A 15,848-nucleotide genomic window follows, 5' to 3' on the forward strand; every position below is an offset into this window, starting at 1 on the left:
CTCACCTCATTAATGAGTTTTGCCACTTTCTAGCTAAAATTTCAAAAATAATAAAAAATATTAATGAAGTCCCTAATTCTATTACAACTATATCTCTAGGTAATACATTATTAATTAAAATAACACCAACTATACCTATAATAATTATTAAAAATGATACTATTCCCATAACTAACTCTTTAGATGATCTTCTTATAGAAACATTGCTATTAAACAATGTGTAAATCAAAATACCCATAGATATTATAACTAACGGTATTAAGGTTGCTTCTTTACCATCAACCTTATAAATTGAAATCATAGTAATTATACTTAATATTGAAGCTCTAGTTATTACTTCATTATTACTAATATCTCGGCCACCTTTTAACAAAATTATTAGAGATAATGGAATGAATAATATACCATTTATAACTAGTATGTTCCAAAAATCCAAACTTTCTGTTTGTCCCATTATAAGGCAACCTAATAAAACTAAAAGTTCCGAAAGAATAGTCATAAAGTATATTTTGAAAACTCTATCTATATTCTTTTCAAATCGCCTTGAAAAATCTCTTATTTTGAAAAATCCATCTAAATAGTTTTCTTGAATATAAACATCGCATAATCTTTTTACCATTACAGATGCTTTTCCTTTTCCTATTCCAACATTGGATAAATTAAGTGCTGGTAAATCTCCTAAATTTTCTCCTGTAGTCGCAACTTTATGTCCATCTTTTATGAATAATGAAACTATTTTTGATTTAATTTCAGGATTTACTCTACAAAACACTCTAACTCTACAAAGCAAATCTCTAAGTTCTTGGTGATTTAAAGAGTCTAATTCTATTCCTGCTACTACTTGATTATCATTTCTTATTATATTTGCGCGTTTAGCATTTGTTATAGCACTTAATTTACTTTCTTCTGTAAATAAAATAGGTACTATCGCTTTATCTTTAATGCGATTTATACTATTTTCAAGGTTTTCTTCAAGAGGGTTTTCAAGCCCTATTATACCCACAAAAACCATATTACTTTCTATATTTTCATCTCTAGATGGTTCATAACTAAAATTTCTATACGCGAAACCTTCTGTTATCAAGCCCTCTATAGATAAATTCATATCTGTATCTTTTATTATAGCCTTATACTCATCTGTAAGTTCTCTCTCAACGCCTTCAAGCATGATATACTTACATTGTTCTACAACATCATCTACATTTCCTCTAGTATTTGCTCTATATCTTCTATTCAATTTACTTACAACAGTCAAAAAACGTTTATCAGAATCCATAGGTATTTCTAAAGTTCTTGAATTTGTCTTGTCTATAGTTGCCTTATAAATTTTCTTTTTGGCACCATAATTTATAAAAGCAAGTTCATCTAATTCGCCTTTTGCATTATCCTCATTTGAGTTATAAATGGCGTTATTACATATTAATGATATTTCTACTATTCTATCAAAAGTTATTTCTTTTAAATAAGGATCACTAGTAGCTATAACATTATTATTAATAAATATCTTTTTTACAATCATTTCCTTTTTACTTATGGCTCCAACTTTATCTAAAAATAAAATATTAACATCTTTTATTAAATTAAATACTGAGAAATTTATTATTTCAATATTTTCTTTGAAAAATATTTTAACTACACTTTTAAAAATAATATTTGCAATTATAGCAATTGGAGAACAACTAAGTATAAATAATGCTGTAAATATATAGTTCCTTTGAGAATCTTGTCCACTATACACAAAGTATGAACCTATAATTACAATTGCCAGAAAATATATCAATAAATATTTTTCTAAAAACTTTGATAACATTATCCCAAAATTATGTTTCCTATTACTTGCATACGTAAGCATTGCAAGGATTCTTCCTAATTGAGTGAAGTTTCCAGTAGCGATAACTATTCCCAAGCCATCACCAGATTTTATTACAGAGCCTTTAAACAATATATTCTTCATATCTGAAAGAGAAGAAATGCTTCCTATTACTTTGCTTTCGAACTTCTCTTTATAAAAATTTTCTCCTGTTATACTCTTTTCATCTACCTTTATATCTTTAGCACTTATTATTCTTAAATCTGCTTGAATAACAGAATCCCTATTAAACCTAACTAGATCCCCCATTACTAATTCTTCAGATTTAATAATTTTCTGTGTTCCATCTCTAATAACTATCGTATCTGCAGAATTTAGTCTTTCTAAAACCCCAATTTCTTTATCTCTTTTTATCGTATGCATTATTATTGTTATTATATTGGATATTAACATTAAGGCTGACATTCCACCAAATAAATAAAACTTAAATACAAATAATGCTATTGTAATTACAATATATATCATTATGGATCTTTGTTTTAACACATTAATAGCATGTTTATAAAAGCCATTTCCACTTGGCAAATCAATTTTATTTGTACCATATTTTAACCTTATTGCTTCACAATTATTTTCACTAATTCCAGTTTTAACATTGCTATTTAATATTTCAACTATTTGAGCCCAGGAATTAATACAATACTTTTCCAAAAGAACCCCACCATTCTAAATCACTTCATTATTATCATTATTATCATTATTAAATTATTATACTATAATTTATCAATTTATGTAGGTATAATCATTCATAGTATAATTATACTTGCAAATATATTAAAAGGCAAAATTTTAATATATTCTTATTTTTTAGTTTTCGGATTAAAAATAAGCGCCATTAAATATCCAAAGAATATTGATGCAGTAATTCCAGCTGCTGCTCCTTTAATCCCTCCTGTAAATGCTCCTAGTAACCCAATTTCTTTTACTTCCTTTATTGCAGCCTTAGCCAAGGAATTTCCAAAGCTTGGCAATGGCACTGTAGCTCCCGCTCCACCAATATCAATTAATTTATCATACCAGCCAAAAGCTCCGAATATTGCCCCAAGTACAACAAACACAACCAATATTCTACCTGGTGTCAATTTTGTAACATCTATTAATATTTGACCTATAATACAAATAATACCTCCAACTATAAATGCACTTATATAATCCATAAAATTTCCCTTCCTTTATGCTAACTCTTTAGAACAGAGTGCCTGCAACATTATTCATTTTTCATCATCACATCATTTCTATAGCAACTGCATGCGCTATTCCTGGAATTGTTTCACCTTGAAGTGATGATGTTGTACTCATAAGTGCACCTGTTGAAACTAATAATAATTTCTTTATTTCTTTTTTCATAAGCTTCTTATATAAATATCCTGTAAATACAACTGCTGAACATCCACAGCCACTGCCACCAGCTTCAGTTTTTTGTTTTTCCTTATCAAATATAATCTCACCACAGTCTATATGTTGTTTCCTAATATCATAACCAAACTCTTGAATTAACTTATCTGCAAGCTCTCTCCCTATTATCCCCAAGTCCCCTGTTGCTATAACATCATAATCACTTGGTTTTCTTCCTGTATCTTTAAAATGATTTACTATTGTATCAACAGCCGCTGGTGCCATAGCAGCTCCCATGTTATTAGCATCTTTTTGCCCAAAATCTTTTACTTTTCCAGTTGTCACATAAGTTACTTCTGGATAATTTCCTTCATGCCCAAGAATTACTGCTCCTGACCCTGTTACTGTCCACTGTGCTGTCTGTGCTCTTTGAGAACCGTAATCCAGTGGAAATCTAAATTGCCTTTCTGCTGAACTAAAATGAGAGGAAGTTGTTGCAATTACATACTTAGCAAATCCACCATCCATTATAATTGACGCTAAACTTAAAGATTCTGACATGGTAGAACATGCTCCATATAATCCAAAAAATGGAATGCTAAATTCCCTTGCAGCAAAACTTGAGGAAATTATTTGATTTAGTAAATCTCCAGAAAATAAGTAATCTATATCTGTTTCTTTAAGTTTTGCTTTCTTTAATGTTTCTGTTATAGCAGTAAACATCATTTGACTTTCTGCTTTTTCAAAACTATCTTTTCCCAATGTATCATCATTTAAGATTTCATCAAAATATCCACTTAAAGGACCTTCACCTTCTTTGGGGCCTACTATAGAATGTGCTGCTATTATTTTAGGTGGATTCTCAAGTTTTACTGTTTGCCTCCCTATTTTCTTATTATGCATTTGCATATTAACCCCTCCTCAAAATAATGAGATTACATAATAAACCATGCCTATAATTACAGACATTCCAATTCCATATACTAAAACAGGTCCTGCAATTGTAAACATCTTTGCTGCAACTCCAAATATAAATCCTTCTTTTTTAAATTCTATTGCAGGAGAAACTACAGCATTTGAGAAGCCTGTTATAGGAACAACTGTACCTGCTCCACCAAATTGAGCTAACTTACCATAGATACCTGTTCCGGTTAACAGTGCCCCTAAAAATATCATTATAATTGGAACTATACTCATAACTTGCTCTTCAGGAAATCCATAGTTCGTTGCTATATTATTAATAAATTGACCTACATCACAAATTAATCCTCCAACTAAAAAAGCCTTTAAGCAATCTTGAAATACTTTAGATTTTGGTATAACTTCATTTGCCATAGTCTCATACTTTTGTTTAATTTTTGCTTCTCTCATTTCCCTATTGCTACTCAAAATTACTCACGCTCCTTTATCTGATAGCTATCATCCGTAATACGCCCTCTTCTTTAAGTGGGAGATAACGCTTGCACGTTGCTGGACGTTGTATCCCTTCTTGGTATTAGTTCAACTAAATTCAGTTGGAGTATAAAACTACACCTGAAAAATTTCACTTTATCTATATACTTATCATTTGCAAAATTATTAAAATTAATCATGTTATTTTTTGGTAAGATACATTTTTCAATTGTCAATTCTTTTAATATCTCTAGCCTTAGATTTTATTAGAATTCTATACATTTCTAGTATCATCAAAAAAATAGAATGTTTATTTATCCAATTTAATTTGAACAAACATACATTCTATTTCTTTATTTTTGCTGTGTTTTTTATTCTTCTAATTTTTTTCTCATTTCAGCTAAAACCTTTTTCTCGATTCTAGACACTTGAACTTGGTTTATTCCGAGCATCTTAGCCACCTGGACTTGTGTCTTATCTTTAAAATATCGTAACAATATAATTTGTCTTGATTTTTTATCTAAACTACTTAAAGCTTCTTTAAGAGCTATCCTTTCAATAATATTCCCATCATCAACACCTTTTTCACTTAATTTATCTATTAAAAGAACTGGTGCTCCATCATCTTGATGTATTGTATCATATAAATACTGTAAACTATTAGAAGATTCTATTGCAAATAAAATTTCTTCCTTATCAACATCTGCATATTCTGCAAGTTCATCTATAGTAGGTGATCGTTTAAGCTTTTTAGTTAAAACTTCTTTATAAAAATATACCTTTCTCGCTAAACTTTTTACATTACGGCTTACTTTTATCATTCCATCATCTCTTAAAAATCTTTTAATTTCACCTATAATCATAGGAACTGCATAAGTTGAAAACTTAACATTGTAAGTTAAATCAAAATTATTTATAGCTTTAACCAATCCAATTGATCCTATCTGAAATATATCTTCATAATCATATCCCCTATTTAGAAACTTTTTGCTTAGAGATGATACTAATGGTAAATTCATTTCTATTAATGAGTTCATAGCATCTCTATCACCATTTCTAGCTAAAGCTATTAGCTCTGGATTCTTGTCATAATTATAATCCTCTCGTTTTAAATCCTCTTTTTCCATATATTTCACCTAACTTACCACGTTAAATTTCTTCTTGATTACTATCTTTGTACCAATCCCTTTTTCGCTTTCTACCTTTAAATCATCCATAAATGTTTCCATTACAGTAAAGCCCATCCCGGATCTTTCTATGTCTGGTCTTGATGTATACAACGGTTCCATAGCCTGCTCTATATCATCAATTCCAATCCCCTTATCAATGATCACTATAGTAACTTCATTTTCATTAATTTCAGCTTCAATTTTAACTAATCCATCTTCTCTATTCTCATATCCATGTATTATAGAATTAGTAACTGCTTCAGATACTGCTGTTTTTACATCATTTATTTCATCAATTGTTGGATCCAATTGAGCAACAAAAGCTGCAACAGCAACTCTTGCAAAACCCTCATTTTGAGATTTGCTTACAAATTCTATGCTCATTTTATTGTCAGACATGATAACCCCTCCATCTAAATGTTCCTTACTGCTTCATCTACAGTATTATAATTTTTAATCACCTTATATAAACCTGCTAGTTCAAATATTCTATTAACATTTTTATTAGGCTCTGCAATACAAAGCACTCCATTTTTATTAACTAGCTTCTTATATCTACCGAGTACAGCTCCAATTCCTGAGCTATCCATAAAAGTTACTCCTGAAAAATCTAAAATTACCTTTTCTATATTATCTCTATCAATTCTATCATCAATCCTTACCCTAACCTCCTCAGCACTATTATGATCTAGTTCTCCACTAAGAGCAGTAATTAGAATATTTTTTTGTTTTTCAAATTTTAAATACATATTATTAAGAATATCCCAATTTAAAGTTAAAAATATAAATATATGTTTAACTTTACATTTGATAATTATTGTAAAGTCATAATTGCAACCTATATATTATAATATAAACTCAAATATTCTAGTTTTGAGATATTCTGCTTTCACCTCCTTCTTTACCTTTGTTTTGTCTATTTACCATATTTTAACATAGGTCTTCCTTCAACGTCAAACTATTTATTACAATTATTTCTATTTTTTAATATTTTTATAATTAATTTATAGAATAAAGATAAAGCGTACCCTTTTAAGTAAAGTTTCTTTTTATTAGACTTTACCTTCTTGGGTACACTTCTCTATATCTTACTTTTTCTTTTTACACCTTTATATTTCGAAATTTCATTTTCTATTTCCTTAAAAAAGCTTTTGATAGATTCACCTTCATCAAGTATCAAAACCTCAATTGCATCTTCTAACGTTTCCATAGTATAAATGTGAAATTTCCCTATTTTAATATCTTCTTCAACTTCACTTCGTAGTATTAATTCATCAGCATTTGTATTTGGAATTAGAACACCCTTACCATTTATTTTATCTATCATAGTACAAACCCTATGAAACCCTTCAATTTTTTCATTAACTCCACCAATTGCTTGAATTTCTCCAAATTGATTTATAGATCCAGTTACTGCAATATTTTGCCTTATTCCTCTATTGCTTAAGGCTGATAAAATGCAAATTATTTCTGCAACAGATGCACTATCACCTTCAACCATCCCATAGGTTTGTTCAAAACTTAATTGAAGGTCTACCGGTAATTTTTCATATGGACTTATTAAATTACTCAAAAGTCCTCGAAGTATAGCGATTGATTTTTCATGAATGTTTCCACTCATTTTACATTCTTTATGAATATCAATTATTCTTCCTTCGCCTTTATTTGATAAGCATGTTATTCTCATAGGTTTACCAAAACTATAACAACCATTTCCAACTACGGCAAGTGCATTAATTATCCCCACTTTTTTACCACTTGTAGTAATTAATATTTTTTTATTTTTATAATTCTCCATAATATCTTCTAAAATCTTTTCATCTTCATAAGCAATATCTATTATATCTTTCTTTTCTATATTTGTTCTGTTGTCCTCACTCGCATTGTTATTAGCTAAATACAATATTTTATTTATATAATAATCATCTATAGACATTTTATTTCTTTGACCTGTAACTCTAGATAAAAATTTAATCATTTCATTAAGTGCATCATCAGTTATATTTAATAAATTTTCTTTTCTTATTTTCTCCTTAACTATTTCCAAAATAGAGTTTCTATTAGTATCCGTATATTTTAGTTCCATATCTGCTTCAATTCTAAGTGGAAATATCCTTTTAAAATCTTCATCATTATCATATAATATTTGATAACTTTCATAATCTCCTATTAAAATAACCTTTACGCTGATAGGAATGGATTCTGGTTTTAGTCCTGCAATAGAAAGCATTTCTAAATAGCTTTTTGTATAATTATAATTTGCCTTTCCATGAATCAATGATTTCTTTAAATAATAATAACTAAGCCCACTACTTATTAATGAATTTAATCTTAATATTAAGCATCCCTCATTAGCCATTATTAGGCTTCCTCCATTAATTAAAGAAATATCTGTGCTATACGCCCCATTATTATTTCTATACTCAATATTTCCAATTAAATTTGAAATAGTGGGATCTTCTTCATATATAACGCTCGGGTGACTTTTTTTAGAATTATCAACAATTACATTTACATCATATTTAGAAAATATATCTTTTATATATTCCTCATCATCTTCTAAATTTATTGTATAACAATCAACTATTGTTTCATCAAAATCATCATACATTTGAAGTAAATATTTATAGACCTCATCTTGAGATATAAACTGCAATAATAAATCGTCTTTATCTTTCTGCATAGTATTTTTTATATAATCTCTATAAATCTCTTTAAGTTTTTCGATTGATTTTACTTCAATATCCTTTAATGTTTCTAATATAACTTCAGCCTCTTTTTTTAGCTTTGATGCTTGCTTTTCAATAGTTTCTTGAGAGGGACTTTTTAATTGATTATATTCCTTCTCACTCATCTCATCCCCTTCATCTTTTAAAGGAATAAAAACAAATCCACCACTAGTTGCTTTAACATCAAAATTTTTAGTCTTTGCTGAATCCATAAGCTTAGTTATATAGTCATTCCTCTTTTCGCTTATATCTTCAATTATATCTTCCTTTTCATCATCTGAAGAACTGTTGTAAAAATCTATTATGCATTCAAAATATTTTTCTTTAATATCTTCAATCATTTCTTTTAATATATTGCCTTTACCATTTTGCATTAATAAGGCTTTTGGATTCACTTGTTCTTGACTTGTTACATAACAAATGTCCTTAGGTGGAGGAAGTTTTTCATATATATTCTCAACATACTCCACTAAATTTTCTAATTTTTCTTTTGAAAATGAATCTACATAGTATATATTGTATCCGTCCTTTTTAATGCTCAAATTCTTTTTTATTTTATTTAACGTAGATGTAATTTCTGGGATTCTATTAATATTACTTTTTTTAATGTTATCTGCACATGATGCACAAAAAATAATTTCACTTGGAGTTAACTCTTTTTTCATATTTTATCCTACTTTGAAGTTATTATTGAATAATATACTAAAATATTCCAAAGCAGACTCCTCCCTAAATTTATTGTATATAATATTAATATTCTTTAACTACCAAAATAGATATACTTTTTTAAAACTTTTATAATTATATCCCATCGAAATAATTATATATATACATTATTTACAGCAAACTTAATTGCTGAACTTCTGTTTCTTTGAATGAAGATATGCTAACGCCAATTAGTCTTACCTCTTCTTTTAGATCTTCACATTCTAATAATTCCTCCGCAACCTTAAATATCTCACTATGAGTTCCAATATAATTATTTAAAGTTTTACTCCTCGAGTGATTTTCAAAATCCTTAGTTTTAAATTTTAAAGTTACCGTTTTTCCACTAATATTTTTTCTACTTAAAACCTCTTCTATTTCAAAAGAAAATTCTTTTATGTATTCTAGCAATTCTTCCTTATTTTTCGTGTCAGATCTCAAAGTTTTTTCTTTCCCAACAGACTTTCTTTCACGGACAATCTCAACTTTTCTATTATCAATACCTCGAATTCTATCATATATTTCAGTACCATTTTTCCCTAAATATTCTGTGTAGAATTCCTTCGGCATTCTATATAAATCTCTTATAAAATATATTCCCATATTATTTAGTTTAGCTACCGATACTTTGCCGAGTCCATGAATCTTTGATATAGGAAGAGGCATAAGTATATCTGGTAACATTTCTTTCTTTATTTCTTTAATTCCATTTGGCTTATTCCAATCTGAAGCAAGCTTTGCTAAGAATTTATTATAAGATATACCAATGGATAAGGTTAATTCAACTTCTCTAAAGACTCTATTTTTAATATATCTTGCAGCTTCCATCCCATCTCTAAATTTCCCTTGTGATAAATCCAAAAATCCCTCATCAATCGATACTTGTTCAACTAAAGGGGTAACCCCATTAAGTATTTTAAATACATCTTGAGAAACCTTCGTATACTTACCATATCTTCCTGAAACATAAATCCCATTTGGACATTTCTCCCTAGCCATAAACATTGGCATAGCTGAATGTACACCAAATTTTCTAGCTTCATAAGAGCACGTTGAGACTACCCCTCGTTCACTTACTCCCCCTACAATAACAGGCTTACCACGAAGATCTGGATTATCCCTTTGCTCAACAGACGCAAAAAAAGCATCCATATCTACATGTAATATTACATTTTCCATTATACATATCACCTCATTATCATATTAAAATATATCACTCACTATTCTTTCTTATATTATAGACAATACAATGAATAATTAGCAATAATAAACGAATTTTAGATTTCAAAATTAAGTTTTTTCATATTAGGCACATAAAATAAAATAACAATTCCAAAGCTGGCATGAATATTTTTCATCAGACAAGGAGACGAAGTGCCATCATAGCTCGTCTATTCTGGCATTTTGCCGATGAGCAGAGAACCAAAATCTACGATTTTGTGTGAATCGCTTACTCAGTGAGCGCAGCGAGTCGAGCTTCATTTATGATGGAAAATATGCTGTCAGATGGATTTGTTATTTTTTTGATTGTGCCTTATCTAATATCTTTAAAAACATTACCATTGCAACATTACATATGATATAATAATAAAGTATTATTATATATAATAGTCTTATTATCGATATTTATATGTGAAGGAGTAATTATTATGAGTCTTAAAGAAAAATTAAGTGGTAAATTTGGTAACTACTTTCAAAATGCTTATATGGAAAAATATAGGGACAGAATTACAAGTATATCTGGAACTGTTTTGTCTATAAAAGTTATTGAAAAAAGTTACATTATCTTCAATAGATTAATGGTTGAAATGGTTATCAAGCCTGAAGCTGGCAAGACAATTGTTAAATGTTGGTACAAAAAAAATAGATGGTTTAAGAAACCTGAATTCATTACTGTAAAACAAGGTAATAAAGTTATTATTATGGGTGTTACAGGAGAAAAAGATAACAAGAAGGAAAATTCACAACAAGTTCAAATTATGAATGTATTAAATCTTACAACAAAAAAAGATTTAGTTCCGATAGATCACAGTCAACTAAAAAAATCACGTCAACAAGCACCAAACATGAGAAGATAAAAAAAGGGCTGACGCCCTTTTTTTGATGAATGATGAATAATTAATAATGAATAATTATGGAGGAAAATTACAGATTTTCTTAAGAATAAATTTCCAAAATCCCTGTAAGGGATTTTTTCCTTAATCATTCATTTTTCATCATTCATCCTTAATTATTTTGACTTAATCAACAAATAAACACTATTAATAAATGCTATTATCCCTGAAAAGAATATTACAATAAGCCATTGATTAACGGATAAGGCTACAGTATGGAATACACCTTGCAAAAATGGTACATATAATACTGAACATAATAGTATTATTGATATTGTAACTGCTCCAACTAAATATGGATTTGTAAATAAGTTTATTTGGAAAATTGAATGTCTTTCTGATCTACATTCAAATACATGTATAAGCTGAGACATAACTAATGTGCATAATGCTAAAGTCCTACATGTTTCCAAATTCATTTTATAATATCTACCTACCATAAATGATAATAAAGTACACAACCCTATTAATGCCCCTCTAATTACTATCTTTTCCACAAGTCCTCTAGCAAATATGCTTTCTTTCTTTTCTCTTGGTGGCTGTCTCATTATATCTTGTTCTGGTGGATCAATTCCGAGTGCTATTGCTGGAAGTCCATCTGTAGCTAAATTTACAAGTAAAATTTGTATTGGACTTAATGGATTAGGTAAATAAAATAATGTTGCTAAAAACATTGTTAATACTTCTCCAAGGTTGCAAGATAATAAATATCTTATAAATTTTCTTATATTATCATATATTATTCTTCCCTCTTCCACCGCTGCAACTATAGTTGAAAAATTATCATCCATAAGAATCATAGATGATGCTTCTTTAGTTACATCTGTCCCAGAAATACCCATGGCAATGCCTATATCAGATTCTTTAATAGCTGGTGCATCATTTACACCATCGCCTGTCATAGCAACAATGTTTCCTTTTTTCTTAAATGCTCTTACAATTCTTAATTTGTGACTAGGTGAAACCCTAGCAAATACCCTTATTTTTTTTATCTTACCTTCTAATTCTAAATCACTTATTTGCTCAATTTCGTCACCTGTCATAACTTGCTCAGAAGTATTACATATGTTTAAAGCTTTTGCTATTGCAAGTGCAGTATTTTGATGATCTCCTGTTATCATAACAGGCTTTATCCCTGCAAGTTTACATTTTAAAACTGCATCTCTAGCTTCTTCTCTAGGAGGATCTATGCTTCCTGCTATTCCCAAGAAAATTAAGTTTTCTTCTAACTCATCTCCGTGAGTTAGATGTTCTTCTTTATATGCCCCAGCTATACATCTTAGTGCCCTAGATGACATGGCTGTAATAAAATCAGCTACTTGCTTTTTCTTTTGATATGTGAAAGGCTTAATTTTATTATTTTCTAATATATAATCACATCTTTCTATTACTCTTTCTGGAGCGCCTTTTACATAACAAGTTTCCTTTTCTCCTTCTTTTACTATAACTGACATCATCTTTCTATTTGAGTCAAAAGGTATATCAAATATTCTAGTAGTCTTTTTTATGAAACTTTCAAGGTCTTTAACTTCCTGAAAAAACATATTTATTAATGCCGTTTCTGTTGGATCTCCATGAAGCGATTCACTCATTTTATTCTTAGTAAAATCATAATTACAATCATTACAATAAACAAGAGATTTCATAAACTTTGTATAGTCACTTATTTTTTCTTTCTCAAGTTCATGAAGTCTACCATTTATATAAACTTCTTTCACCGTCATTTTATTTTGAGTTAACGTTCCAGTCTTATCAGAACATATTATTGATGTACAGCCTAATGTCTCTACTGCGGGGAGCTTTCTTACAAGTGCATTTTTTTTAAGCATCCTAGATACTCCAAGAGCTAATGAAACTGTAACAATGGCAGCTAATCCTTCTGGAATTGCAGCAACTGCAAGACTAACCCCAAGTAAGAACATCTCCGTTACATCATTTCCTCTTATTATCCCCATCCCAGTCACAATAGCACATATTATAATGCAAATAACAACTAAAATTTTACCTAATGAATCCAATCTTTTATTTAAAGGAGACTTTTCTTCCTCAATATTTTGAATTAAATCTGCTATTTTACCCATTTCAGTTTTCATGCCTATACTATCAACTTTAAATAACCCTTTTCCTTTTACTACAGTTGTCCCCATAAATCCTATATTGTTTTTCTTTGATGCGCTTTGTCCATTCGCTACTTTTAATTGTGAATCATTAATTTTATATTGTTTAGCATCTTTATTTACACCAACTGATTCCCCTGTTAATAAAGATTCATCAACAACTATTCCTGAACTTTCAACAAAAAAGCCATCAGCAGGTATCCTATCTCCAGCCTCTAAAATAACAATATCTCCAATTGTTAAATAAATTGAATTTATAATTTTTATACTTGAATTTCTTAAAACCTTACAAGTTGGTGCTGCTAGTTCCTTTAATGCTTCTAATGATTTTTCAGTCCTAAATTCTTGAACAAATCCTAGTATTGCATTAATAATAACTATTATAAGTATAGTAATAGCATCTGCTTTATCTCCAATGACCCCTGAAATTATAGTAGCAGCAATTAAAACCCAAACAATAAAATCATTAAATTGAGATAAGAATATTTTAAATGCCGATACTTTATTATTATGTGTTAATTCATTAAGTCCAAAGTTATTAATTCTCTTTTCTACTTCCTTAGTGCTAAGACCACATGTAAATTCCTTTTCCTGTATCACAACTTCTCCTCCTATATAAGATTCTTCATATACTATATATATTTTACTTTGGAAAAGTTATGCACCTTTTAAAAAAGTGCTTTAGCACAACCATGATCTTTTCACATTTTAAAAAAGTGCGTCAGCACAATTAAGATCTTTTCACATATAAAAAAAATGCGTCAGCACAGCCAATATCTTTCCACATTAAAAAAAGTGCGCTAGCACAACCAAGATCTTATCCCATTTTAAAAAAGTACATCAGCACAACCAAAATATTTCCACATATAAAAAAAGCTCTTTAGAACAAAATCTCCCTACAGTCGAGTATAAATGTTATCCACAGCCAGTTCCGTAAGCTGTTTGCATATAAAAATAAAATCTGCTATGCTGAGTTGCATTAATATACCTATTTAAATTCCATAGTGAGTGTTTTAAAAAAATGTTGTTAAGATTAGTAATATCAGATAGCAAATATTTTAGATAATTCACATTATGTATAAGCCTTTTTAAATATTTATGACAAATGTATTTTTAGTTTCTCACAACCAATCTGCTTTTAACTCATCATGTGCAAGAATGATTTTAGTTTTTCATGTGCAAATCTGCTCTTAGCTAATTCTATGCAAAAATAACTTCAATCCATCATGTACAAGTCTGCTCTTAACTCATTGCATGCAAAAATAATTTTAATCTATTATGTACAAGTCTGTTCGTAGCTCGCCATATGCAGTGATTTTTACTACTTCATGTACAAGGCTGATTTTAGATTTTTATGTACAAGCATATTATTTAATATTCTATGCTCCTATTTCTTTTATTCTTATGAATCTGCTTCCCAAAGACAAATAAGATATTATATCAATATAATTAAAAATTTTATCTAAATAAAATAGAATATAAAATGAAAGATATTCCTCCAAATACTTAGTCGCAATTCCTTTAAAAGGAGCAAACCATTCCATTATGTTTGCCATAATATATCCTACCCTATCATCCTTTTTTACTTCTTTAACTATTTTTTTATTATGTGCTTTTGCTTTTACACCAATATATCTATCATTGTATGCAACAATATATGACTCTTTTTGAATTTTAGAATATATCTTTTCATCAAAGGTTTTCCAATTCCAACAATCCCTAAATGTTGGCATCACAAGCATTGAGTCTTCATCTCCTTTTGCTGCTACAATCCAAATATTACTTCTTCTAGTTGTTAGTATATTTCTGCATCCTTTAAAATTCTCTATTACTATAGTTTTATTAATATGTACATTTCCTTCTAATTTGTTGGGTACACTATCTAATTTTAATCCATGCAAAATTTTATGCCTCCAATAAAATGCTGTTGTTATACTTATCTTTAACTTTTTTGCACAAAACCTTAGGGATTTCTTTTGTATCATTAGTTCAACAAATTTTATCCATACATTTATATCCTTCTTTGAGTAACTCCATAGTGAATTTGTAGTATTTGAAAAAGTTTTTTTGCACTCTTTACATTTATAACGTTGTATTCCCTTATATGATCCATGTTTAATATATTTTTTCCCCCCACAAGATGGGCAACACTCAATATTTCTATTTTTATAAATGTAGTTTTTCAACAAACTATTTATATTCTCTTTTAATTTCTTTGAATTTACATTTTTTTGTATCAAAAAGGTCACTTCTTCCTCTAATTCTTAATTTTCATTAATTTACAGATAACAATTAACATTTTTGATACAAATCTACTTTGTATTTTAATATAAATCTACTTTATACTTTAATATATATTTTAATCTGTATATGAATTTATCTTGTTAATTGCAATATGAATATAAAATATGTATATA

Annotated in this window: 12 protein-coding genes; 1 reads left to right on the top strand and 11 read right to left on the bottom strand. The window is 28.8% G+C overall.

The genetic code is table 11. The features are described from left to right. Position 1 precedes the first annotated feature (1 nt). From psyc5s11_RS23110 to psyc5s11_RS23150, 9 genes are all read right to left on the bottom strand, one after another. Positions 2-2,521: a P-type ATPase gene (locus psyc5s11_RS23110; RefSeq protein WP_224034813.1), complete on the bottom strand. Its 2,520-nt coding sequence runs from the start codon at positions 2,519-2,521 to the stop codon at positions 2-4. 149 nt (positions 2,522-2,670) lie between these two features. Beyond that, positions 2,671-3,027, bottom strand: coding sequence for a stage V sporulation protein AE (spoVAE, locus tag psyc5s11_RS23115; RefSeq protein WP_224034814.1), 357 nt, complete (start codon positions 3,025-3,027; stop codon positions 2,671-2,673). A 67-nt stretch (positions 3,028-3,094) separates the two neighbouring features. Further along, the gene (gene spoVAD, locus psyc5s11_RS23120; protein ID WP_224034815.1) at positions 3,095-4,114 is read right to left on the bottom strand and encodes a stage V sporulation protein AD; all 1,020 of its coding nucleotides are present in this window, start codon (positions 4,112-4,114) and stop codon (positions 3,095-3,097) included. 12 nt (positions 4,115-4,126) lie between these two features. Further along, a complete protein-coding gene (gene spoVAC / locus psyc5s11_RS23125; RefSeq protein WP_375542022.1) occupies positions 4,127-4,576 on the bottom strand; it encodes a stage V sporulation protein AC in 450 nt (149 codons plus the stop codon). A 392-nt stretch (positions 4,577-4,968) separates the two neighbouring features. Next, positions 4,969-5,724, bottom strand: a complete 756-nt coding sequence (gene sigF / locus psyc5s11_RS23130) for an RNA polymerase sporulation sigma factor SigF (protein ID WP_224034817.1) — start codon at positions 5,722-5,724, stop codon at positions 4,969-4,971. Positions 5,725-5,733: 9 nt separating this feature from the next. Then, entirely contained in the window at positions 5,734-6,165 is a 432-nt protein-coding gene (spoIIAB, locus tag psyc5s11_RS23135; protein WP_224034818.1) for an anti-sigma F factor, read from the bottom strand. Positions 6,166-6,179: 14 nt separating this feature from the next. Then, complete coding sequence (spoIIAA, locus tag psyc5s11_RS23140; RefSeq protein ID WP_224034819.1) at positions 6,180-6,515, bottom strand: anti-sigma F factor antagonist; 336 nt, start codon at positions 6,513-6,515, stop codon at positions 6,180-6,182. 332 nt (positions 6,516-6,847) lie between these two features. Continuing rightward, positions 6,848-9,160, bottom strand: coding sequence for an AAA family ATPase (locus psyc5s11_RS23145; protein WP_224034820.1), 2,313 nt, complete (start codon positions 9,158-9,160; stop codon positions 6,848-6,850). A gap of 172 nt (positions 9,161-9,332) precedes the next feature. Continuing rightward, the gene (locus psyc5s11_RS23150) at positions 9,333-10,379 is read right to left on the bottom strand and encodes a DNA polymerase IV (protein ID WP_224034821.1); all 1,047 of its coding nucleotides are present in this window, start codon (positions 10,377-10,379) and stop codon (positions 9,333-9,335) included. A gap of 470 nt (positions 10,380-10,849) precedes the next feature. Here psyc5s11_RS23150 and psyc5s11_RS23155 point away from each other — a divergent pair, with 470 nt between their 5' ends. Beyond that, a complete protein-coding gene (locus tag psyc5s11_RS23155; RefSeq protein ID WP_224034822.1) occupies positions 10,850-11,278 on the top strand; it encodes a hypothetical protein in 429 nt (142 codons plus the stop codon). Positions 11,279-11,430: 152 nt separating this feature from the next. Here psyc5s11_RS23155 and psyc5s11_RS23160 read toward each other — a convergent pair whose 3' ends face one another. Both psyc5s11_RS23160 and psyc5s11_RS23165 read right to left on the bottom strand, forming a co-directional pair. Further along, positions 11,431-14,031, bottom strand: a complete 2,601-nt coding sequence (locus psyc5s11_RS23160; protein WP_224034823.1) for a calcium-translocating P-type ATPase, SERCA-type — start codon at positions 14,029-14,031, stop codon at positions 11,431-11,433. A gap of 779 nt (positions 14,032-14,810) precedes the next feature. After that, positions 14,811-15,671 (bottom strand): IS1/IS1595 family N-terminal zinc-binding domain-containing protein, encoded by an 861-nt coding sequence (locus tag psyc5s11_RS23165; protein WP_224034824.1) that lies wholly within the window; start codon positions 15,669-15,671, stop codon positions 14,811-14,813. Between the last annotated feature and the right edge of the window lie 177 nt (positions 15,672-15,848).

The organism is Clostridium gelidum, from assembly GCF_019977655.1.
In the GTDB taxonomy this organism is placed as follows: domain Bacteria; phylum Bacillota; class Clostridia; order Clostridiales; family Clostridiaceae; genus Clostridium; species Clostridium gelidum.